This is a genomic window from Streptomyces sp. NBC_01190 (assembly GCF_045039895.1).
Lineage (GTDB): Bacteria > Actinomycetota > Actinomycetes > Streptomycetales > Streptomycetaceae > Actinacidiphila.
The window spans coordinates 2263362-2284670 of sequence record NZ_CP108580.1 but is presented as its reverse complement, the minus strand read 5'-3'; the positions used below and the strand labels follow the sequence as shown (position 1 = coordinate 2284670).

17 protein-coding genes are annotated in these 21309 nt (G+C 74.3%); 8 read left to right on the top strand and 9 right to left on the bottom strand.

Annotated elements, in window-relative coordinates:
* Position 1 precedes the first annotated feature (1 nt).
* The 7 genes from OG519_RS09620 to OG519_RS09590 all read right to left on the bottom strand — a co-directional run bounded on the left by OG519_RS09620 (position 2) and on the right by OG519_RS09590 (position 3938).
* Positions 2-439, bottom strand: a complete 438-nt coding sequence (locus OG519_RS09620; protein WP_405581265.1) for a hypothetical protein — start codon at positions 437-439, stop codon at positions 2-4.
* Positions 432-959, bottom strand: a complete 528-nt coding sequence (locus tag OG519_RS09615; protein WP_405581262.1) for a GNAT family N-acetyltransferase — start codon at positions 957-959, stop codon at positions 432-434. Before OG519_RS09615 ends, OG519_RS09620 begins: the two co-directional genes overlap by 8 nt.
* Positions 956-1507 carry a GNAT family N-acetyltransferase gene (locus tag OG519_RS09610; RefSeq protein ID WP_405581260.1) on the bottom strand — a complete coding sequence of 184 codons (552 nt, stop codon included), beginning with the start codon at positions 1505-1507 and terminating at the stop codon, positions 956-958. Before OG519_RS09610 ends, OG519_RS09615 begins: the two co-directional genes overlap by 4 nt.
* Positions 1504-2640, bottom strand: coding sequence for an acyl-CoA dehydrogenase family protein (locus OG519_RS09605; RefSeq protein WP_405581257.1), 1137 nt, complete (start codon positions 2638-2640; stop codon positions 1504-1506). The genes OG519_RS09610 and OG519_RS09605 overlap by 4 nt, the downstream gene beginning before the upstream one ends.
* The gene (locus OG519_RS09600) at positions 2637-3257 is read right to left on the bottom strand and encodes an acyl-CoA dehydrogenase family protein (protein WP_405581254.1); all 621 of its coding nucleotides are present in this window, start codon (positions 3255-3257) and stop codon (positions 2637-2639) included. The genes OG519_RS09605 and OG519_RS09600 overlap by 4 nt, the downstream gene beginning before the upstream one ends.
* 32 nt (positions 3258-3289) lie before the next feature.
* Positions 3290-3556, bottom strand: a complete 267-nt coding sequence (locus OG519_RS09595; protein WP_405581251.1) for an acyl carrier protein — start codon at positions 3554-3556, stop codon at positions 3290-3292.
* Positions 3557-3728: 172 nt separating this feature from the next.
* Positions 3729-3938: a hypothetical protein gene (locus tag OG519_RS09590; protein WP_405581248.1), complete on the bottom strand. Its 210-nt coding sequence runs from the start codon at positions 3936-3938 to the stop codon at positions 3729-3731.
* A 280-nt stretch (positions 3939-4218) separates the two neighbouring features.
* Here OG519_RS09590 and OG519_RS09585 point away from each other — a divergent pair, with 280 nt between their 5' ends.
* Complete coding sequence (locus tag OG519_RS09585) at positions 4219-6099, top strand: condensation domain-containing protein (RefSeq protein ID WP_405581245.1); 1881 nt, start codon at positions 4219-4221, stop codon at positions 6097-6099.
* Between the two features lie 377 nt (positions 6100-6476).
* Here the strand turns inward: OG519_RS09585 and OG519_RS09580 are convergent, their stop codons facing one another.
* On the bottom strand, positions 6477-7562 hold the full coding sequence (locus OG519_RS09580) for a hypothetical protein (RefSeq protein WP_405581242.1): 1086 nt from the start codon (positions 7560-7562) through the stop codon (positions 6477-6479).
* 379 nt (positions 7563-7941) lie between these two features.
* On the opposite strand from OG519_RS09580, the gene OG519_RS09575 reads away from it, so the two are divergent.
* From OG519_RS09575 to OG519_RS09545, 7 genes are all read left to right on the top strand, one after another.
* The gene (locus OG519_RS09575) at positions 7942-8220 is read left to right on the top strand and encodes a phosphopantetheine-binding protein (protein WP_188284220.1); all 279 of its coding nucleotides are present in this window, start codon (positions 7942-7944) and stop codon (positions 8218-8220) included.
* Between the two features lie 7 nt (positions 8221-8227).
* On the top strand, positions 8228-9886 hold the full coding sequence (locus OG519_RS09570) for an acyl-CoA ligase (AMP-forming), exosortase A system-associated (protein ID WP_405581239.1): 1659 nt from the start codon (positions 8228-8230) through the stop codon (positions 9884-9886).
* Positions 9883-11193 carry a pyridoxal-dependent decarboxylase, exosortase A system-associated gene (locus OG519_RS09565; protein WP_405581237.1) on the top strand — a complete coding sequence of 437 codons (1311 nt, stop codon included), beginning with the start codon at positions 9883-9885 and terminating at the stop codon, positions 11191-11193. The genes OG519_RS09570 and OG519_RS09565 overlap by 4 nt, the downstream gene beginning before the upstream one ends.
* Before the next feature lie 60 nt (positions 11194-11253).
* The gene (locus OG519_RS09560) at positions 11254-13959 is read left to right on the top strand and encodes a BTAD domain-containing putative transcriptional regulator (protein WP_405581235.1); all 2706 of its coding nucleotides are present in this window, start codon (positions 11254-11256) and stop codon (positions 13957-13959) included.
* Positions 13960-14101: 142 nt separating this feature from the next.
* A complete protein-coding gene (locus OG519_RS09555) occupies positions 14102-15034 on the top strand; it encodes an ABC transporter ATP-binding protein (RefSeq protein WP_405581233.1) in 933 nt (310 codons plus the stop codon).
* Positions 15024-15779: an ABC transporter permease gene (locus tag OG519_RS09550; protein ID WP_405581230.1), complete on the top strand. Its 756-nt coding sequence runs from the start codon at positions 15024-15026 to the stop codon at positions 15777-15779. Before OG519_RS09555 ends, OG519_RS09550 begins: the two co-directional genes overlap by 11 nt.
* A 9-nt stretch (positions 15780-15788) precedes the next feature.
* Positions 15789-19652 (top strand): SDR family NAD(P)-dependent oxidoreductase, encoded by a 3864-nt coding sequence (locus OG519_RS09545; protein ID WP_405581228.1) that lies wholly within the window; start codon positions 15789-15791, stop codon positions 19650-19652.
* A 118-nt stretch (positions 19653-19770) separates the two neighbouring features.
* Here the strand turns inward: OG519_RS09545 and OG519_RS09540 are convergent, their stop codons facing one another.
* The gene (locus OG519_RS09540; RefSeq protein ID WP_405581225.1) at positions 19771-21273 is read right to left on the bottom strand and encodes an AMP-binding protein; all 1503 of its coding nucleotides are present in this window, start codon (positions 21271-21273) and stop codon (positions 19771-19773) included.
* Positions 21274-21309 lie beyond the last annotated feature (36 nt).

Genomic DNA, 21309 nt, shown 5'->3' with positions numbered 1-21309 from the left:
GTCAGCCCTCCTGGGTGGCGCAGTAGACCAGCACGTCGTGGTAGCTGCCGGAGTGGAAGACATGGCCGGGCAGCCGTCCCGCGCCGGTGAAGCCGCAGGCTTCGAGCGCGGGCACCGCCGGCGCGCCCTCGGGGACCTCGGCGACGTAGGACGTGCACCGGCGGTAGGTGCGCAGGAAGGCGAGGAGCGCGGCCAGCGGTTCCGGGTCCGCGGAGGTGGTGGCGACCCAACCCTGGCGCGGCTGCGCGGAGTTGGGCGCGTATCCGAGCAGTACGTCACCGGCCTGGAGCACCTGCGCCCCGGTACGGGCCAGCTCGCGGGCGAGCAGCGCGCCGTTCTGGGTGACCGGGTCGAGGCCGAGGAAGCCGCGGCCGGCCTTCGGTTCGGCGCTGAGCCGCGCGGCGGCCTCGGCGGTGCCGAGCAGTCTCAGGTCAGCCATGGCGGGTCGCTCCCCAGATCTGTCGGGCCACCGGGCGGCCGTCCAGCCACAGTGCCCTGGGGATGGCGGCTTCCGGGGCCAGGCCCGCGTCGCGCAGCAGGGCGTCGCGCGAGATCCCGTCGGGCAGCGGCACGGCCGGGGTGACCCAGCCGAAGACACGCCGCAGGTTGAGCGCCCGGAAGGCGTGGTCGAGCGCGGCCTTCAGCAGCGGCTCGGCGCCGCCGGCCGCGCCGGACCGCAGGCCGATCTCCAGGCGGGCCCTGCGGTGGACCCAGTCCACGGCGGTCAGCCGGACGAAGCCGGCGCCGGGGACGACACACAGCTCGTCGGCCTCGCTCGTTCCCGCCGTTTCACCCGCCGTCTCCGCACTTTCCGGTGCCGCCGGATCGCGGGGGGCCGGCACCCGGGCCGGTTCGGCCAGCGGGGGTCGGCCGGGCACGGGCAGGCCGAGCAGTTCGCCCGGCAGCCAGTCGCCGCTGAGCAGGGGCAGGTCGGTGTCCCGGTATCCGCGCAGCATCATGAGGTGGGCTCCCAGATCCGGGAGAGGAAGACGGAACCGCGCCGGTGTCCGTCGTGGACGACGTGCTGGGCCAGGACGCCTTCCTCGGTGAAGCCGGCCTGCCGGGCGGCGGTCAGCCCGCGGTCGTCGAACTCGCCGATGACGACTTCCAGTCGGACCACCTCGCGCTGCCAGCGCAGTGCCCTGATCAGTTCGCGGTACGCCGACGCCCAGGCGTCCGGGCGCAGCCGCGCGGTCAGCCGCAGGTGCAGGAGGTAGTGGCAGGCGTGCTCGCCGCCGACGGCCTCCAGGGCGTACAGGCCCACCGGCCGGCCGTCGGCGCTGAGCAGCCGGGTGTCCTCGTCGAGCAGCGAGAGGATCTCCCACTGCGGGCGGGTGTCGGGGCGCTGGGTGCGGAAGTAGAAGTCGGGCTCGGTGAAGAGGTCGAGCACGGCGGCGTGGTCGTCCTCGGTGACCGGGCGGGCGGACCAGGAGAAAGCGGCCGGGGCGGTCGTGGAAAGCGGGACGGGCGCCGTGGCCGGGCGGGCCGTGACGTCGGTGGCAGTCATGTCCGCCCCTTTCGCGAGGCCAGGTCGTGGGTGATGTGCAGCCGCTGGATGTTGCTGGTGCCTTCCATGAACTCGAAGGCGAGCACGTCCCGGCTCCACTTCTCCAGCAGCGGGTGGTCGAGCAGCGCGCCGGGGCCGAGCGCCCGGGCCGCCCAGTGCGTGGTGCGGACCGCCAGATCGGTGGTGTGCAGCTTGGCCATGGAGGGCGGCCGTACCACGTCGGGCTGGAGGTCGACGGCGGCCGCGGACTCGTACAGCAGCGCGGTGGCCGCGTCGAGCCGGGCGGAGACCACCTCGTGGCCCGACCAGCCGGGGCGCTGCTCGGTCACGTAGTCGCGGGTGCCGAGGGCGGTGCCCAGCGCGAGCGCGGCGATCTGGAGCCGCATCGCGTTGAAGGTCCTGCTGATGCCCCACAGGCCGCGCCGGGAGGCGGGCAGATGGGCGCCGAGCAGCATCTCGCGCGGTACCGGCACCGCGTCGAGGTCGAGCTTGCAGATCCGCGCGCCGCGCAAGCCGATCATGTCCAGCGGTTCGCCGTGGAAGCCGGGCGCCGGCTGCCGGATCAGGGCGCCGCGGATGGAGAGCGGGGTACGTCCGGTGCGGGCGAAGACCACGCCGATCGCGCCCCGGGACGCGTTGCCGACATAGCGCTTGGTACCGGAGAGCAGGTATCCGTCAGCGGGGTCGCCCGCCGCGTCGAACCTGCTCTCCATCGCCGTGGCGTCGGTACCGTGCGCCGGTTCTGTCATGCCGAAGAAGGTCCAGGCGCGGCCGTCGGCGATGGTGTCGTAGAAGAGCTCGCGCTGTGCCTCGTTGCCCAGGGTGTCGACGGCGACGCCGGCCAGTGAAGGACCGGTGTTGGCGCTGAGCACCCCCGCGTCGCCCCTGGCCAGTTCGACGCTGGCGACCACTCGGGACAGGCAGGTGTCGGAGTAACCGCCGTCGTTCACGGCGGAGCCGGTGCGGAAGTCCTTGGGTGTGGAGGCGGCTCTGACCAGCGCGAGGACGGGCAGGTCGAGGTGGGCGGTGCCCGCCGGATCGGCGTCGACGGCCAGGGCGTGGGCGCGTAGTTCCCGGCCCGCTTCCCGGCACTGCTCGCGCAGTTCCCGTAGTGGAGTGTCGAGGGGGATCATGGCTGTACGTCCTCCCGGTCGGTCCAGCAGTCCGCCGCGAGCCGGCCGACGTATGCGGCGCGCACCGGTCCGTCGGCGAGGTAACCGGAGGCCCCGAGGAGCTTGGCGGTGTCCCAGTCGAGTGCGGTGATCCGGTCGTGCGCGTCGGCCACGGCCGCGGGGACGCGGTGGGCGACGAGCAGGAGTTGGCGTACGGCGTCGAGTGCGGTGATGACGTCGGCGACGGTGCCGAGCACGAGTTGTTTGCGGATCAGGGGCTCGCCGCCGCCCACCCGTCCCGACAGGTGGGCGACCGCGTCGTCGAGCAGCCTGCGGGACACGCCCACCCGTACCGCGCCGAGCAGCGCGGCGAATACGGTGCGGCGGTCGTCAGGCTTGTCGTACGGGGCCGGTGCGGCGGATTCCGCGGGCGGGTGGGGCCAGGCCACGAAGGCGACGCCCTCCAGCTCCGCGAGGCGGTGCGGTACGACCTCGGTGCCCGCGGGCACCCGGCCGGCCGGGTATGCGGCGACCCGTCCCGGAGGCGCGGTGTCCACCGTGCGCAGCGCCAGCTCCAGGCCGGGCGTGAACCCGCCGTCATGGGCTGCCGCTTCGCACGCCACGAGCGTGTCCCTCATCGAATCCTCCGTTGGGCCGTGCCGTGATCCGGCTATCCGGCGACCCTGAAGAGGTCGATCCGGATCTTGATGTAGTCGGCAAAAGAGCCTGCGGACTGGAATACCTCCGGTTCGAGGGATTCGGGATCGACATCGAGGCCGATGGTGTCCTCAAGGCTCATGAGGAGTTCGACAAAACGCATGGAGTCGATCTCCAGGTCTTCGAGAATCCTGGTATCCGCGCTGAATTCGGGAAGCGGTCGGTCCAGGATCACGGAGAGGGAATGCTGAAGGTGATCAATGATATCGGCGTGTTCCACCGGACTTTCCCTTTCCCTGGCAGGGGTGTCCGAGCGGGCGGCCGCGGGGTCCGTCCCGGTACGGCCCGCCGGCAGGGCGCCGGCCGCCTCGCGGCGGACGCGGCGCCATACCGGCGACGGCCTCAGACGGTCTCAGACGGCCTCAGGCTCGGACGTGGTGCGGGATCCGAGGTCAGGCAGACTTCGCCGCGGCCTTGGAGGCCTCCTTCGCGGCGATCTTGCTGGCGGCCTTGGTGGCGGCCTTGGTGGCCTCCTTCGCGGCGGCCTTGGTGGCGATCTTGCTGGCGGCCTTGGTGGCCTCCTTCGCGGCGATCTTGCTGGCGGCCTTGGTGGCGGACTTGCTGGCTTCCTTCGCAGCTTCCTTCGCGGCGATCTTGGACAAGGGAATCACACCTTCCATGAAAGGAATTCCGGGGCCCGAGCGGGTCCCGGCTGCCGGATCTGGTTTCTCCGACATCACGAGATTCCCGGACGGCGCAACTCCCGTCAAGACGCGCCCGGTTGCGGGCCGCCGATTCCCGATGGCAGCTTTTTGCCGTCAACAAGCGGCCACCGTGAAATGCTGCCGTTTTTCCACGGCGGACCGGATGCTGGGAGATGACTCACGGGCCCGCGCGCATGCGGCCGGGCCGGTCCCACTCACGGTATGGAAGGAGGGCGGGATGCCCGAGATGAGAAACGCGGACCTCTGCTGGGGGCAGCGGTACCACTGGCTGCGATACCAGCAGGTGCCCGCAGGCGCTCGTCACGACGCGCACATCGTCACCAACTACCCGCTGCCTCAGGGGCTTTCGCTGGCCGGCCTGCGCGCCGCGCTGGGATATCTGGTGCGCAGGCACGAGGGGCTCCGCACGGTCTTCGACGCACACGCCCGGCCGGGCCCGAGACAGCGGGTGGAGCCGCCCGGGCCGATGCCGCTGCTGGTGGCCGGCACCGAGCAGGACGGTACGCCCGCGCCGGCGGACGTCATCGCCGAGATGTCCACCACCGAGTTCGACCCGGAACGGGAGTGGCCGATCAGGGCGTGCGTGGTCACCACGGACGGAGCGCCGCGCTCGCTGGCGCTCGCCCTCAACCACACGGCCTTCGACGACTGGAGCATGCAGCTCTTCCAGCAGGAGTTCGAGGCGCTGCTGGAGGCGCTCGCCACCGGCCGCCGGGCGAAGCTGGCGCCGGTCGCGTACCACCCGGCCGATCTCGCGGCCATCGAGGAGCTGCCGACAGCGGAGCGGACCGACGTGCTGCGGTACTGGCGGCAGATGGCGCCCACACTGCCTGCCGACATGTTCGTGCGGCGCCGTGCGCCGGCCGCACCGGCGGGGCCCGCCGCCTTCGGGGCGACCCTCACCTCACCGACCCTGCTCAGCGCGGTCCGTGAGATCGCCGCCCGGCTGAAGGTGTGGCCCTCGGCGGTGCACCTGGCGGCCTACGCGGTGGCCATGGCCGCGTACACCGGGGAGCGGCTGGTCACCCACCGGTGGCTGACCAGCCACCGGCAGGACGGACCCCGGATGTCGGTGCTGACGTGCATGTTCTCATCGACGCTCGTCTCGGTGGACCTCGGCGGCAACCCCGGTTTCGCCGAGGTGACCGGGCGGGTCGCCGCCGCGCTGCGCGCGGCACAGGAGCACGCGTACGCGCCGTACGACGAGATCGTGGAGCTGGTCGCCCGGGACGGGTTCCGGCGCGGCGCGCCGATCAGGACCTCCTCGGAGGTCAACTTCCTCAACCACGGGACGAAGAGCTGCGGAACCCGCAAGGAGCGGTTCCTGCGGATACCTGAGCCGACCGCGTGGGCGCTGTCCGCGACCGACACGTATCTGCGGGTCGGGGAGTGGGACGACGGGGTCACCGTCGGACTCAACGCGAGGGCGGACGTGATGGACGCGAAGGGCGTCGAGGAGTTCCTGCGCGGATACGGGAAGCTGCTGGAAGCGCACCGCGACGCGGCGGTGGATCTGCGGCTCGGTGAGGCCGTCGAGCTGTTCGGCTTCGACGCCCCGGCTCCGCGGCGGCTGGTCCGGCTCGGGCCGGACGCCGTGGACGTCGACGCGACCGAGCGGGTGCTGCTGGCGCATCCGGCGGTGCGGTCGGCCCGGGTGGCCGTGGCCGACGGCCGGCTCGTCGCCGAGGTCGCGGCTGAACACGAGGTGGGGGAGGGGGAGTTGCGGCTGCACTGCCTGGACGCGGGCCCGGCCGTGCCGGGGACGCGGTGCCCGGACGTCTTCCGGGTGACGGCCGAGGGGGCCGGCGGATGGGGCGCCGAGGATTCGGGTCTTTCGGTGGCGGGGCCGGCCGCGGCGGCCCTCGCCGCCGTCGTGGCGGAGGTCAACGAGCTGTCCGAGGTGGACCTCGACGCCTCCTACACCGTGGCCGGCGGCCGGCTGCTGCGGGCGCCGCGCGTGCTGAGTGAGCTGCGCGGCAGGGGGTGGGAGGGGACGGATTTGGGGCAGCTCGGTGGAACCAGGCCGCTGTCGGGCCTGGCCCGCGAGCTGGTCCCGACCCGGGCGCGGCCGGCGACGGCGGGGGCGGTTCCCGGGTAGGTCCGTTTTCGGCCGGCGGTTGTCGAGGGCTGGGCGCGCAGTTCCCCGCGCCCCTATTGGGTGCCGCATGGCGTCTGCGGCGGCCACGGTGGGGGGAGGGGGGGTTCGGGGGGTGCGGGTTCGTTTTCGGGTGGCGGTTGGTGGGGGTTGGGCGCGCAGTTCCTCGCGCCCCTCTGGGTGCCGCGTGGCGCTTGTGGCGGCCACGGTGGGGGGAGCCGGGGTCGAGGGCTGGGCGCGCAGTTCCCCGCGCCCCTTAGGTTGCCGCAGGCGGAGTTGCCCGCGTCCCTTTGGGGTGCCGCACGGCGTAGTCGTGTCGTGAGCCAGCGCGGCGGCCGGCCCGGGGAGGGGCGGCCGCCGTGGTGGGGGTGGGGGCGGGGTCAGGCGGCGGCCTCCTCCTGGGACAGGCGCTGGGCGATCTGGACGCCCGCCTGGAAGCGGCTGACCGAACCCAGGCTGCGCAGCAGGGCCGCGATGTGGCGCCGGCAGGTGCGTACCGACATGTCCAGGCGCCGGGCCACGACCTCGTCGGTGAGGCCCTGGGCCATCAACCGGGCGATGGAGCGCTGGAGGTCGTCGTTGATGTCCTCGGCGTAACCGGCCTCCTCCACCGCGAACGGCGCCGCGCCGTCCCACAGCAGGTCGAACATGTCGACCATGCACCGGATCATCGTCTCGTCGCGGACCTGCCGCGCGACCGGCGGTCCGCCCGCCACGCCCGCGGTGACCACCACGGCCAGCGCGCGGTCGAAGACCACCGCGGTCTGCGGCACGGAGCGGATCGTCCGGATCGCCGCCCCGCGTTCGGTGAGCTTCTTGGCGCGGGCCCGGGACGCGAAGTCGGCGCGGTCGCGGTGCGGCGAGAGCACCCGCACGTCGGTCTCCCGGCCGAGCGCGTCGTAGCAGGCGTCGAAGAGGTCGTCCGGCGCGATCCGCTCGTCGTGTCCCGGCCGCAGCACGATCGCCTCGGTGCGGCAGTCGACGGCCGCCAGCCGCAGCAGACCGCGGATCTCCGCCTCACCCTCGACGGTGTCCATGACACCGAGCGGTCCGTCGGCGCCGCTGGGACCGCCCGCGACGGAGTCGATCCGGGCGCGCAGCCGGTCGGCCAGCTCCCGCTGCTGGAGGATGGCGCGTTCGATCGGCGACGTCAGCAGCGTCGCGGCCGAGTGCGGGTCCACCGGCACCAGGCCGGTGCCGGCGCTCTCGTCGGTCCGCAGCAGGCGCAGTTCGACCAGCCGGGCGGCGGCCGAGAACACCTCCCCGGCGGACAGGCCGAGTTCGAGTGCCACCAGGTCGATCGAGCCGGGAGTGACGGCGCCCCGCCGGGTCGCGTACTGGTACACCGCGACGAGGTCGCCGGCGTCGTGGCCGTCGGCCGCCCGGTGCCGGTCGTGGGCCGCGGGCAGCGGGAGTTCGGGCGGGCGGTCCGGTGTCGGCGCGAGGTCCGATATCCCCGTGAGCATGGAGAGTGCCTCCCCTTCGTGTATCAGCGCGGTGCCGCGGCGGGTCGGGTTCCGGATGTGCTCCGCCCATGGTGCGTCGGACCGCCATCAAGCCACCCTCGTCGCGCCCAGGCCCCCGGATAGCGGCTCCCGGCGCGCTATCGATCGGCTATCGGCCCACCGTCCGCGACCGCCCGCCGGGGGCCGCGCCATCGCTCCGGGATCGCGTGCCACCTCGCCCGAGAGGCCGGGCGAGAGCGCCGCGATGGCGGTTCGAGAGCGGCCGGCGGTCAAGTGACTTCTGTGCGCGGGTGGGTCCCGCGCCCCGGACGAACAACCGGACGAACAACCGGACGCGAACCGGACGCAGATCCGGAAGAAGACAAGGGGACCGATCACCATGGCCGAGACGACGCGGGAGATACCGCGCACCTTTCAGGACGTGCTGCTGCCCCGCCTGCCGTACGCGGAGGGCGACGAGCTGACGGCGGACGCCGATCTGGCCGCTCTGGGGCTGGACTCGATGGGGGTCGTGCAGCTTCTCGCGGACCTGGAGGACCGCTTCGGGGTGGAACTGGACGACGAGCTGCTGACCGAGGAGACCTTCGCCACGGTCGGCTCGCTGTGGGCGACCGTCGCCGACTTCGTCACGCCGGAACTCGCGGCCGGCCATGAATGAGCCGACGGTGCGCGCGTCGGCGGTGAGCGGGCCGGCCACCGGCGGGGCGACGACCCGCGGCACGGCGACAAGCGACCGCGCGACGATCGCCGGCGGGGCGGCCGCGCCGCTGACCCGCCTGGACCGGCTGATCGCGTGCGGCGCGAGCCACCGCCCCGCGCTGACCTTCAAGGACCGCACCGTCTCCTATGGCGAACTCGCCGAGCTGGTCGCCGAAGTGGCGTACGGCCTGTACCGGTTGGGTGTGCGGCGCGGTGACCGTGTCGCGGTCTACGCGGAAAAGCGCGTCGAGACGGTCGTGTCGATGCTGGCGGTCTCGGCGGCCGGCGGCGTCTTCGTCCCGGTCAACCCGCTCTTCAAGGGCCGTCACCTGGCCGCCGTCACCGCCGACTGCGAGGTGACCGCGCTGATCACCACCGCCGAGCGGCTGGAGACGGTCCGCGCGGCGCTGCCGCCCGGCACCTCCGTCCGGCACCTGGTGCTGATCGGCGACACCGGTACCGTGCTGCCCGCCGACGACCGCTGGACGGCGGTGCCGTGGGACCGGCTGCGGCAGGCCGGGCGGCTGCCGGTACCCGGCGCCGACGGCGTCGTCGACTCCGATGTGGCGGCCGTCTTCTACACCTCGGGCAGCACCGGCGGCCCCAAGGGCGTGGTGCTCTCGCACCGCAATCTGCTCGCCGGCGCGGAGAGCGTCGCCTCCTACCTCGGACACACCGAGGACGACGTGGTGCTGGCCGCGCTGCCGTTCAGCTTCGACGCCGGTTTCAGCCAGCTCACCACGACGCTGATCGCCGGCGCCCACCTGGTGCTCACCAACTACCTGCTGCCGCGCGAGGTGGTGCGGCTGTGTGCCCGCCACGGGGTCACCGCGCTCACCTGTGTGCCGCCGCTGTGGATGCAACTGGTCGCCCAGCAGTGGCCGCAGGAGGCCTGCGGGCGGCTGCGGTACTTCGCCAACACCGGTGGCCGGATGCCGCGGGCCACCCTGGCACGGCTGCGCGAGATCTTCCCGCGGGCACGGCCGTTCCTGATGTACGGGCTGACGGAGGCGTTCCGCTCCACCTACCTCGACCCGGACGAGTCCGAGCGCCGCCCCGACTCGATCGGCAAGGCGATCCCCAACGCCGAGATCCTGGTGCTCCGCCCCGACGGCACCCCGTGCGCGTCCGGCGAGCACGGCGAACTGGTGCACCGCGGCGCGCTGGTGGCCCTCGGCTACTGGAACGACCCCGAGCGCACGGCCGAGCGCTTCCGCCCGGTCCCGGGCGCCGTCCCGTACGGCGGCACCGAGCTCGCGGTCTGGTCCGGCGACACCGTCTACCGCGACGAGGCGGGCTTCCTGTACTTCGTCGGCCGCACCGACGACATGATCAAGTCCTCCGGCTACCGGATCAGTCCCACCGAGATCGAGGAGGCCGCGTACGCCAGCGGCCTGGCCACCGAGGCGGTGGCGCTGGGCGTCGGGGACGAACGGCTCGGCCAGCATGTGGTGCTGGTCGTCGCCGGTGTCTGCGACACCGCGCGGCTGCACCAGGCACTCGCCCGCGAGCTGCCGCCGTACATGCTGCCGCGCCGCACGGTCGTACTGGATGAACTGCCCCGTTCGGTGAACGGGAAATTCGACCGGGTCGAGCTGCGCAGGACCGTGGAGGGACACCGATGAGCGGCGAGGGCCCCGGCGCGCACGGCGCCGACAGCACGCCCGGCGCGGACGGCACGCGGCGGGCGGTCGACCCCGAGGCGTTCGGGGGTTTCGGCAGCCATGGGGGATTCACCGTGGTCGACGGCGAGTTGGCGATCGGCGGCGTGCCGGCCGGCCGGCTGGCCGAACGAGTCGGCTCCACCCCCTTCTTCGCCTACGACCGCTCGCTGCTCAGCCGGCGGGCCGCGCAGGTGCGGGCGGCGCTGCCCGACGGCGTGGAGCTCAACTACGCCGTCAAGGCCAATCCGATGCCCGCGCTGCTGCACCACATGAGCGGGCTGGTCGACGGCCTCGACGTGGCGTCGGCCGGTGAGATGCTCACCGCGCTGGACACCACCGTCCCGGCCGAGCGGATCGGCTTCGCCGGGCCGGGCAAGACCTCGATCGAGGTGCGGCAGGCGGTCGCGGCCGGCGTCATCGTGGAGCTGGAGTCGGCCACCGAACTGGCCCGGGTCCGGCTGGCCGGCGAGCAGCTCGGCGTCACCGCCCGGGTCGCGCTGCGCGTCAACCCGCCCTTCGCGGTGCGCGGTTCCGGCATGCGGCTGGGCGGCGGGCCGCAGCAGTTCGGGGTGGACGCCGAGCAGGCGCCCGAACTGCTGGCCGGGATCGGCGCGGCCGGCCTCGACTTCCAGGGCTTCCATGTCTTCGCCGGATCGCAGAATCTCGACGCGGAGAGCATCTGTGCCGCCCAGCGCGGCACCGTGGAGCTGGTCACCGAACTGGCCGACCACGCGCCGGGCCCGGTGCGCTACCTCAACCTCGGCGGCGGCTTCGGCATCCCCTACGCCTCCCGGGACCGGGCCCTGGACCTGGGGCCGATCGGCGAGAACCTCGCCAAACTCCTCGACACCGCGATCCGGCCGGCCTTCCCGCAGGCCAGGACCGTCATCGAACTGGGCCGCTACCTGGTCGGGGAAGCCGGCGTCTACGTGACCCGGGTGGTGGACCGCAAGGTCTCCCGCGGCACCACCTTCCTCGTGGTGGACGGCGGCCTGCACCACCAACTCGCCGCCACCGGCAACCTGGGCCGCGCCATCCGCCGCAACTACCCGATCGCGGTGGTGGGTTCGACCACCGAGCCGGCCACCGAGACGGTGGACCTGGTCGGCTGCCTGTGCACCCCTCTCGACCTGCTCGGCAAGGACGTGGCACTGCCCCACGCGGAGATCGGCGACCTCATCGCGGTGTTCCAGGCGGGCGCCTACGGGCTGACGGCCAGCCCGATCGGTTTCCTCGGCCACCCGGCGCCGCACGAAGTCCTGATCTGAACCGACCCGCCGCGGCGGCACCGGCCCCGCGAGCCCACGTTGCAAGGAAGGCTGACGGACATGGCGATTGCATCACCCCTCCCCGCCAGAAGCACGGCGGATCCGACCGCGGACCAGCCGGCGCCGGCCGGCGCCCCGTCGGGCACCGCGGTCCGGTTCCGGGTGCTCGGCTCCCTGGAGGTGCGCGGCTCAGAGCCGGTGGCGGTCACCGCGCGGCGGCAGCAGGTCGTGCTGGCGCTGCTGCTGCTGGAGACCGGCCGCGGGGTCGGACTGGACACGATGCTGAACGCGGTGTGGGGCAGCGCCCCGCCGGCCACCGCCCGGTCCCAGGTGCAGACCGCGGTGTCGGCGCTGCGCCAGCGGATGGAACGCGCCGGGCTCGGCAAGCGCATCAGCATGCACGGCCTGGGGTACACCCTCGACCTGGCGCCGGGCGAGCTGGACCTGCACGTCTTCGACGAGCTGGCCGCGCGCGGCCGGGCCGCCGCCGCCGACGGGCGGCCCGCCGCGGCCCGCGCCGCCTTCCGTGAGGCACTCGCCCTGTGGCACGGCGACCCGCTGCCCGAGGTGGACAGCCCCGTGGTGCAGACCAAGCTGGTACGGATCTCCGAACGCCGCTTCGAGGCGCTTGAGGAGTGCCTGGACGCCGAGCTGCGGCTGGGCCTGCACCACGAGGTGCTCGGCGAGATCAGCGCGCTGGCCGGCGAGTTCCCGCTGCGCGAGCGCCCGGCCGTGCAGCTCATGACGGCGCTGTACCGCTGTGGGCGGCAGGCCGAGGCACTGGCCGCCTACCACCGGGTGCGGCGCACCTTCATCGAGGAGCTGGGCCTGGAGCCGGGTCCGGCGCTGCTGAAACTGGAGTGGGCCATCCTCAACGGCTCCGGCGACCTCGATCTCCCGGAGGCCACGGCCCCCGCCACCGTGTCCGCGACCGCGCCGCTGCCCCTGCCGCGGATGCTCCCGGCCCGCATCACCGACTTCACCGGCCACGCGGAGGTACTGGCCGAGCTGACCGGCCGGCTGTCCGCCCCTTCGGCGCCGATGGCCCTGATCACCGGCTGCGCGGGCGTCGGCAAGTCCGCGCTCGCCGTCGAGGCCGCGCACAACCTGGCCCCGGCCTTCGCCGACGGCCAGTTGTACGCCCGGCTGCCCGCGGGCGCCGGCCCCCGCGAGGTCTCCGACGTCCTGGAACGCTTCCTGCGGGCCCTCGGCTTCACCGCCGCGGCCGTTCCGGAGAGCCTGGACGGCCGGGCGGCGCTCTACCGCAGCGCGCTCGCCGAGCGGCGGATGCTGGTGGTGGTCGAGGACGCGGCCGACGTGACCCTGCTGCGTCCGCTGGTCCCGGGCACCCCCACCTGCGGACTCCTCGTCACCAGCCGGGCCCGGCTGTCGGCGCCCGCCGACGCGTACACCGTCGAACTGGAGGTGCCGCCCGTCCCCGAGGCCGTGGAGCTGCTCGCGGCGATGACCGGCCGTGAGCGGGTGGCGGCCGAGCCCAGCGAGGCGATCGAGCTGGCCGAGCTGTGCGACGGGCTGCCGCTGGCCCTGCGCGCCGCCGCCGCCCGGCTGTCGGCCCGCCCGCACTGGAGCCTGGCCCAGCTCACCGCGCGGCTGCGCGACGAGCGCCGCCGGCTGGACGAGCTGTTCCACCAGGGCCTCGACGTGCGGGCCGTGTTGCGCGGCAGCTACGAGCAACTGGCCGCGCCCGCCCGGCAGCTCTTCGCCCGGCTGGGCGGCCTGCCGGCGGCGGAGTTCCCCGCGTGGGCGGCGGCGCCGCTGCTGGACACGGCGCCCGCGGTGGCGGTGGACGTCCTGGAGACGCTGGTCGACGCCCGGCTGGTCGACCCGGTCGGCGGCACCGGTGTCACCGCCCGCTACCGGCTGCGCGGCCTGGTCCGGCTCTACGCCGCCGAGTGCCTCGCCGCATCGGCCGCCGAGCAAGCCGACCAGGCAGACCAGCCAGACCAGGCCGACCAGGACGAGCGGGCGGACCAGGACGAGCGGGCGCCGCGGCGGCGGCTGCTCGGCGCGTGGCTGACGCTGGCCGACGAAGCGCTGCTGCGCCAGGGCGGCACACCGGCCGCCGAGCTGCACCACCCCACCCGGTGGCCGATGGAACTGCCCATGCTGCGGGCCGTGTTGAGCGACCCAGGCGAGTGGTACGCCACCGAGCGCGAAACGCTGCTCGCCACCGTGCGGCAGGCGGGTGAGGTGCTGGAGACCGAGGCGTGCTGGCACCTGGCGGTCGCCGTCGGATCGCTGGCCGCGGTCCAGCGGGCCCACGACGACTGGCGGGCCGCGGGCACGGACGCGCTGCGCGCCACCCAGCGGGCCGGGGACTTCCTCGGCGAGGCCGCGATCCTGTACTCGCTCGGCACGCTGGACCTGCGCGAGCGGCGGTACGAGCAGGCCACCGCCCGGCTGCGGGGAGCACTCGGAGCCTTCGAGCGGCTCGGCGCGGACTCCTGGCGGGACGCGGCGCGCAGGGCGCTGGAGCGGTTGGCGCGCGAGACGGGCGACCAGGCCGACGGCCGGACCCCGCGGCCCGGCCGCGGCGGGGCGGGCGGTCCGGCGGCCACGGCCCCCGTCGAGACCTCCGCCTGGGGCGTCCCGGCCAACCAGCACCGCTTCGGCCTCGCGGCCAGCACGGGCAGTGGAGCGGCCCCCGGCGCCCGCGCGGCCGCCGCCCGCTCCGCGACACCCAGGAACCGGCCGGCCACCGCCTTCCCCACCCGCCGGCGTACCGAATCGGTGGAGGAGCAGTGACCCGGGCGCCGCGTCCGGCCGCGCGGGCCGGCCGGCCCGGGCCCGCGGCCCCCGGGCCGTACGGACACCGGCCCGGCCGGGCCGCCGGCCCGGACACCCCGAAGAACCCCTACCGGCAGCACGCCAACCCCCTGGAGGAGCAATGAGTTTGAGGACTCCCTCGCCACCCGCGCAGGGCGAGCCGCCGGCCGGCCCGGACCGGCGGGCGCCCCGCGGCAGGAAGAACAGCGCCCAGGCCATGCTCGAGGTGACCGGGCTGAGCAAACGCTACGGCGACGTCCAGGCGCTGGACGGCTTCGACCTGACCGCCCGGCCGGGCGAGATCGTCGGCCTGGTCGGCCACAACGGCGCCGGCAAGTCCACCTTCGTCGAGATCGTCTCCGGACTCATCCGGGCCGACGCCGGCCAGGTGCTGATCGGCGGTGAGGAGCCCGCCAAGGCCCGCCACCGCATCGGCGTCTCCCCGCAGAACATCGCCCTCTACCCGCCGCTCAGCGTCCGCGAGCACATGAAGCTCTTCGGCGGTCTGTCCGGTCTGCGCCACCGCGCGCTCACCGCCGCGATCGACGAACTGTCCGCCGCGCTGCGGCTGACGGAGTTCCTCGACCGGCCGGCCGGCGTCCTGTCCGGCGGCCAGCAGCGCCGTACCCAGGCCGCGGTCGCGATGATCCACCGGCCCGGCCTGCTGCTGCTCGACGAACCCACCGCGGGCGCGGACCCGGAGACCCGGCAGGCGCTGCTCGACGCCGTCAAGCTGCGCGCCGCCGACGGCGCGGCCGTCGTCTACACCACCCACTATCTGAGCGAACTGACCGAACTGGCGGCGACCATCGCCGTCGCCAAGCGCGGACGCGTGGTGAGCCGCGGCACCAGCGCGCAACTCCTCGAAGGACTGCCCGGCGAGGTGCGCGTGGTGCTGGCCGACGGCCAGGAGCTGCACGAGTCCACCACCGATCCGACCGCGGGCCTGCTGCGCCTGCTCCACGAGGCGCGGCAGCCGGTGGTCTCCGTGGACGTCCGCAAGCCCGATCTCGACGACCTCTACCGATCCCTGGCGGTGCTCGATGGCCACTGACTCCCTGTACCGGACCGGCCTGATGGTGAAGTACAACACCCTGCTGCGGCTGCGCGACCCCGGTCAGCTCATCAGCTACATCGCGATGCCGATGCTGCTGATGCTGGTCTTCAAGCCGCTCTACGTGACGGCGCTGAAGACCGGCACCCTCCAGGCGGTCACCGGGCCGCTGGTGATGTTCTCCGTCTTCGCGCTCTCCATCGTGGGCAACTCGATCATGGTGGAGCGCGAGTGGCGCACCTGGGACCGGCTGCGCGTCACCCGCGCCTCCCGGGCCGAACTGCTGCTCGGCAAGGTGGCGCCGGCCTTCGTCATCCTGCTGCTCCAGCAGTCGGTGCTGCTGGTCTTCGGCTGCCTGGTGATCGGGCTGCCGGTGCCGCCCACCCTGGGCTGGATCATGCTGGCCGTCGCGGTGTGGGGCTTCACCCTGCTCTCGCTCGGCTCGGCGCTGGCCACGATCGTGCGCAGCCGCGGCGACCTCGGCATGGTCTCCGACCTGGGCGCGATGCTGGTCAGCGCGCTGGGCGGCGCCCTGGTGCCGGTGAGCCTGATGCCCGCCTGGGTGCGGCACATCGCCCCGGTCTCGCCCGGCTACTGGGCGATGTCCCTGCTGCACGCGGCCATCGACGGCGACGCGGCGCGGATGCTGCGCCCGACGCTGGTCTGCCTGGCGATCGGCCTGGCCTGCGGCGCGTTCGCCACCTACCGACTGTCCCGCGGCTGGGGCCGCAGCCACCTGCTGTGAGGAGAGACCATGCCCGGCACACCTGACACCTCCGGCACAGCCGATGTCCTGGACGGGGACGGCGACGGCGATCGCGACGACACCTACGACGTGTACGACTCCGCGGTGGCCCTGGTCGGCATGTCCGGCCGCTTCCCCGGCGCCCCCGACGTGGCCACGCTGTGGCGCAACACGCTGGCCGGTGTGAGCGGACTGCGCGAGATCACCGACGAGGAGCTGGCCGCGGCCGGCATCCCGCCGACGGCCGCCGCCGACCCCCACTACGTCCGGGTCGGCGGTCCGGTGGACGGTATCGCCGACTTCGACGCCGCCGCCTTCGGCTTCTCGCCGCGTGAGGCCGAGACGATGAGCCCGCAGCACCGGCTCTTCCTGGAGTGCGCCTGGGAGGCGCTGGAGAACGCCGGCTACCCGCCGGTCGGCCCGCCGGGACAGGTCGGCGTCTTCGGCGGCTCGGCGTTCCCCGACTACCTGCTGGACAACGTCGCGCACGTGGTGGACGAGCCCGGCGGCGGCCTGCTGGTCGCGGTCGGCAACGAACGGGACTCGCTCACCAGCCTGGTGGCGTACAAGCTGGGCCTTCGCGGGCCCAGCCTGAGTGTGCAGACCTTCTGCTCCACCTCGCTGGTCGCGGTGCACCTGGCCTGCCAGAGCCTGCTGACCTTCGAGAGCGACCTGGCGCTGGCCGGCGGGGCCTTCCTGCCGCTGCCGCACCCGGCCGGGTACGTGTACCACCCGGGCGGCATCACCTCGCCCACCGGCAGGGTCCGCAGCTTCGACGCGGCGGCCGACGGAACCGTGATGGGCGCGGCCGTGAGCGTGGTCGCGCTGCGCAGGATGACCGACGCGCTCGCCGACGGCGACGTGATCCACGCGGTCATCCTGGGCTCCGCGGTCAACAACGACGGACAGGAGCGCGTCGGTTACAGCGCGCCGGGCGTCGAAGGACAGGCCGCGGTGATCCGTACCGCGCTGAACGTCGCCGACGTCAAGCCCGAGTCCGTCGGCTATGTGGAGTGCCACGCCACCGGCACCGGACTCGGCGACGGCATCGAACTGACCGCGCTGTCACGGGTGTTCCAGACGCCGCCGCAGACGCCGATCGTGCTGGGCTCGGCCAAGCCGACCGTCGGCCACCTCGACCGGGCCTCCGGCGTCACCGGCCTGATCCGGGCCGCGCTCGGCGTTCGCGACGGCGTGAAGCTGGCCATCCCCGGTTTCGAGACGCCCAACCCGGCGCTGGCCGCCGCCCGCGGCCGCTTCACCGTCCTGCCGCGGAACGAGCCGTGGCCGGCCGGACCCGAGCCGCGCCGGGCCGGCGTCAGCTCCTTCGGCATGGGCGGCACCAACGCGCACGTGGTCATCGAGCAGGCCCCGCCGCGGACCGACCGCGGCCCCGTGCCCGGCCCGCACCTGCTGGCGTTCTCCGCGGGCGACCCGATCGCGCTCGACGAGGTCACCGAGCGGCTGCGCGCCCATCTGGCGGCGCACCCCGAGCTGGAACCGGCCGACGTCGCCTACACCCTTCAGGTCTCCCGCGGTCACTTCGCGCTGCGCCGCTTCGTGGTCTGCGACGACCTCCAGGACGCGGTCGCCGCGCTCGCCGACCCCGGCCGCTGGGTGGACGGCGAGACGACCAGGCACGATCCGGCGGTGCTGCTGGCCGAGGACGCCGAGGACGAGGACGTGTCCGCGCACTGGCGGTCGCAACTGACCGCGGCGGCGGCCTCGTTGCTGCCGGGCGCGGTCGAGGGCGCCGGCCGGGAGGAGCCGGCCGCAGCCCTGGCGCAGGGGCTGCGGGCGATCGGCGTCCGGATCCGGGCCGAGCGGGACACCGGACGCGGCCCGTACGAGACCGTCGCCGTCGCCGCCGACGCGCCCGCCGACTCGGCCGCGCGCTGGCTGGTGGCCACCGTCGGCAGGCTGTGGCTGGCGGGCGCGGCGATCGACTGGGCCGCGCTGCACCGGGGCGGGGGCCGGCGGGTCGAGCTGCCCACCTACCCCTTCCGCCGCAGCCGCCACTGGGTGGCGCCGCGGCCGGGGGCCCGCGGGGTGAAGCCGCCGGTCGAGGGCCGCGTCGACGACCTGGCGCAGTGGACGTACCTTCCCTCGTGGCAGCAGCGCCCGCTGCCCACCGCGGACCTGAACGAGCGGCTGCGCGCGGCCGGCCCCTGGCTGGTGCTGGCCGCCGAGGAACGGGCCGAGGCGCTGGTACGCCGGCTGGCGGTGGCCGGCGCCGAGGTCGTGACGGCCAGGCCCGGCGCGGAGTTCGGCCAGGACGAGGCGGGGGACTTCACCGTACGCGTCGACCGCGCGGAGGATCTGCGCGAGCTGCTGGCCGGGCAGTTCGTCGCGCCCCGCACCCTGGTGCACGGCTTCTCGCTGGCCTCCGCCGAGGGTGACGGCATCGCGCACTTCACCGCCGAGCAGGACCTCGGGACGCACTCCGCGCTCGGCCTGGTCGGCGCGCTCGCGGCCGACCCCGAGCCCGCCGAAGCCGAACTGACCCTGCTGACCAGCGGGGCGACCTCCGTCGCCGGCTCCGATCTGCGGCACCCGGAGCACGCCGCGCTCGCCGCGCTGGCCCCCACCATCGCCCAGGAGAACCCGCATCTGTCGTGCCGGCACATCGACCTGGACCCCGCGGCGGGCGCCGCCACGCCGTCGGCGGTCGACCAGACGCTGGCCGCGATCATCGGCCCGCACCAGGGGCCGTCGGCCGTCCGGTCCGGCGACCTGTGGGCGCGGATCTACCAGCCGTACCCGCTGGCCGAGGCCGACCCCGCCCGCCCGGTGTTCAGGGACGGCGAGACGGTGCTGGTCACCGGCGGTCTCGGCGACATCGGTCTGGCGCTGGCCCGGCACCTGGCGGAGAGCTACGGCTGCCGTCTGGTGCTGACCTCGCGCACTCAACTCCCGCCGCGTGAGCGGTGGTCGGAGCTGTCGTCCGGCGCCGACCGGGTGGCCCGGCACATCAGGAACGTACTCGACCTGGAGGCTCACGGCGCCGAGGTGATCGCGATCGGCGCGGACGTCGGCGACGAGGCGGCGATGCGGGCCGTCGTCCGGGCGGCCGACGAGCGGTTCGGCGGCATCGACGTGGTGGTGCACGCGGCCGGCGCGCGGGACCGGAGCGGGTTCACGCTCGCCCACCTGTCGGACCGGGACTGCCGCGCCACCCATCTGCACCCCAAGGTGGCGGGCTTCCACACCCTCCAGGCGGTGCTCGGCGACCGGGCCAAGGACCGCAGGATCACCCTGTCCTCGCTGTCCACGGTGCTCGGCGGCATCGCGCTCGGCCCCTACGCGGCGGCCAACGCGGCGCTGGACGCGTACGCCCGCGTGGCGCGGCTGCGCGGCGAGGGCGGCTGGGTCACCGTCGACTGGGACACCTGGGCGATCGACCCGGAGCGTCCCGAGACGCACCACAACCCCGCGGTCAAGGCCTATGAGATGGCGCCGCGGGAGGGCCTGGCCGTCCTGGAGCGCGCGCTGGCCGCGGCCGACCGGCTCGCCCAGGTGGTGGTCTCCTCCGGGCCGCTCGCACCGCGGCTCGCCCAGTGGGTCACCGGCGACGGCACGTCGGCCGAGCGGCGGGCCGACGACGACGGGCAGCGCCACCCGCGACCGAGGCTGCGCACCCCGTACGCCGAGCCCGCCGAGGGCGCGGAAGCGGCGCTCGCGGAGATCTGGGGGGCGGTCCTCGGGGTGGCGGAGGTCGGCGCGAACGACGGCTTCCTGGAACTCGGCGGCCACTCACTGCTCGCCGTCCAGCTCGCCGCGCGCATCCGCGCGGCCTTCTCCAACGACCTGGCCGCGACCGACCTGCTGGAGCATTTCACCGTCCGGCGTCTCGCCCGCGTCATCGGGAGCTGAGGCCGCAGGTGAGCGTGGTGAACGAACCGCCAGGGGCGGCCGTCGCGGACTTCCCGCGTCGGCCGCCCGCCGCGTGCCCCCGGCACGCCCGGCTCCGCCGTCCCGCGGCGGCCGGCCGTCACCGGTGGGCCGCCGCGGCCCGTGCGGTGAGGGCCTTGCGGTCCACCTTGCGGTTGGCGTTGAGCGGGAATTCGCCGACCCGTACGAAGCGGCGCGGGATCAGGGCCCGCGGCAGGAACGCCGCCAATTCCTCGGCGACGGCCACGGGCGGCCGCTCCTCGCCGAGCAGGAAGGCCGTCAGCTCGCCGTCCACCGCGACGGCCACCGCCTCCTTGACGCCGTCGACCCTGCGCAGCGCCCATTCGATCTCGGCCAGCTCCACCCGCACCCCGTGGATCTTCACCTGGTGGTCGCGCCGGCCCAGGTAGGCGAGTTCGCCGCCGGGCAGGTAGCGCACCAGGTCGCCGGTGCGGTACCAGCGTTCGCCGCCGCTGTCGAGGAATCTGCCCTCGTCGTCGGCCGGGTCGAGATAGCCGGGGAACATCTGGTCGCCGGTGACGCACAGTTCACCGGTGCCGTCCGGCGACGGCTCGTGCAGCAGGGCGCGCATCCCCGGGTGCAGGGTGCCGATCGACACCACGTCGTTGACGCAAGCCCCCGGCGAGGTCCGCGGGTCCCAGCGGTGCACGCTGCACGAAATGGTCAGCTCGGTCGGGCCGTAGAGATTCTCCACCACCGAACCGGGCGCCGCGCCGCCCCAGTCCTCCGCGTCGTGCGCGAGCAGCGGCTCCCCGCAGAACAGGCTCCAGCGAAGGCCGGGCATGCTGCCCGCGGGCAGTCCCCGCGGTCGCCGGCGCAGCAGCGACACCAGGCTCGGCGCGGAGAACCACACCGTGATGCCCTGCTCGGCGACGAACCGCTCCAGCGAGGCGTACGCGGTCGGCGGCACACTCACCACGGTGCCGCCGCTGCCCCAGCCGGTGAACAGGTCGAACATCGCCAGGTCGAAGGTGAGGTCGAAGGTCTGCGAGAAGACGTCCCCGCGGTGGAAGCCGTACCGGTCGTGCACGAAGCGCAGATAGGCGTCGACATTGCGGTGCAGCACCGGCACGCCCTTGGGGGTGCCGGTCGAGCCCGAGGTGAACAGGATGTACGCGATGTCGTCGGGCGCCGCCGGCAGCGGGTGCGCGAGCGGCGGCCCGGCCGGCCGCTCGACCACCGGGACGCCGTCGAGCGCGCCGGCCAGCTCGGGCAGCACGGCCGCGCCGCGCTCGTCGACGATCAGGGCGTCAAGGCCCGCGGCGGCGATCATGCGGGCGGTGCGGTCGGCGGGGAAGCCGGGGTGCAGCGGCACCACGGCCGCTCCGGCGAACTGGGCGGCCAGCAGCCCGGCGTAGGCGGTCACGGTGCGGGAGGCCAGCAGGCCGACCCGCCGCGGGCGCCCGCCGGGGACCGCCGAGACGACGGTCCCGGCCAGCGCCAGCGCCAGCTCCTCCAGCTCCTGGTAGTCCACGGCGGCCGGGCCGACGCGCAGCGCCTCGGCCCGGGGGTCGAGGGCCAGGCCGCGCCGGAACCAGTCGGTGAGGGTCCGGCCCGCGGTGACCGCGGACTCCGCGGTCACCGCCGGCCGGGTCCCTCCCTCCCTTCGCGGTCGGCC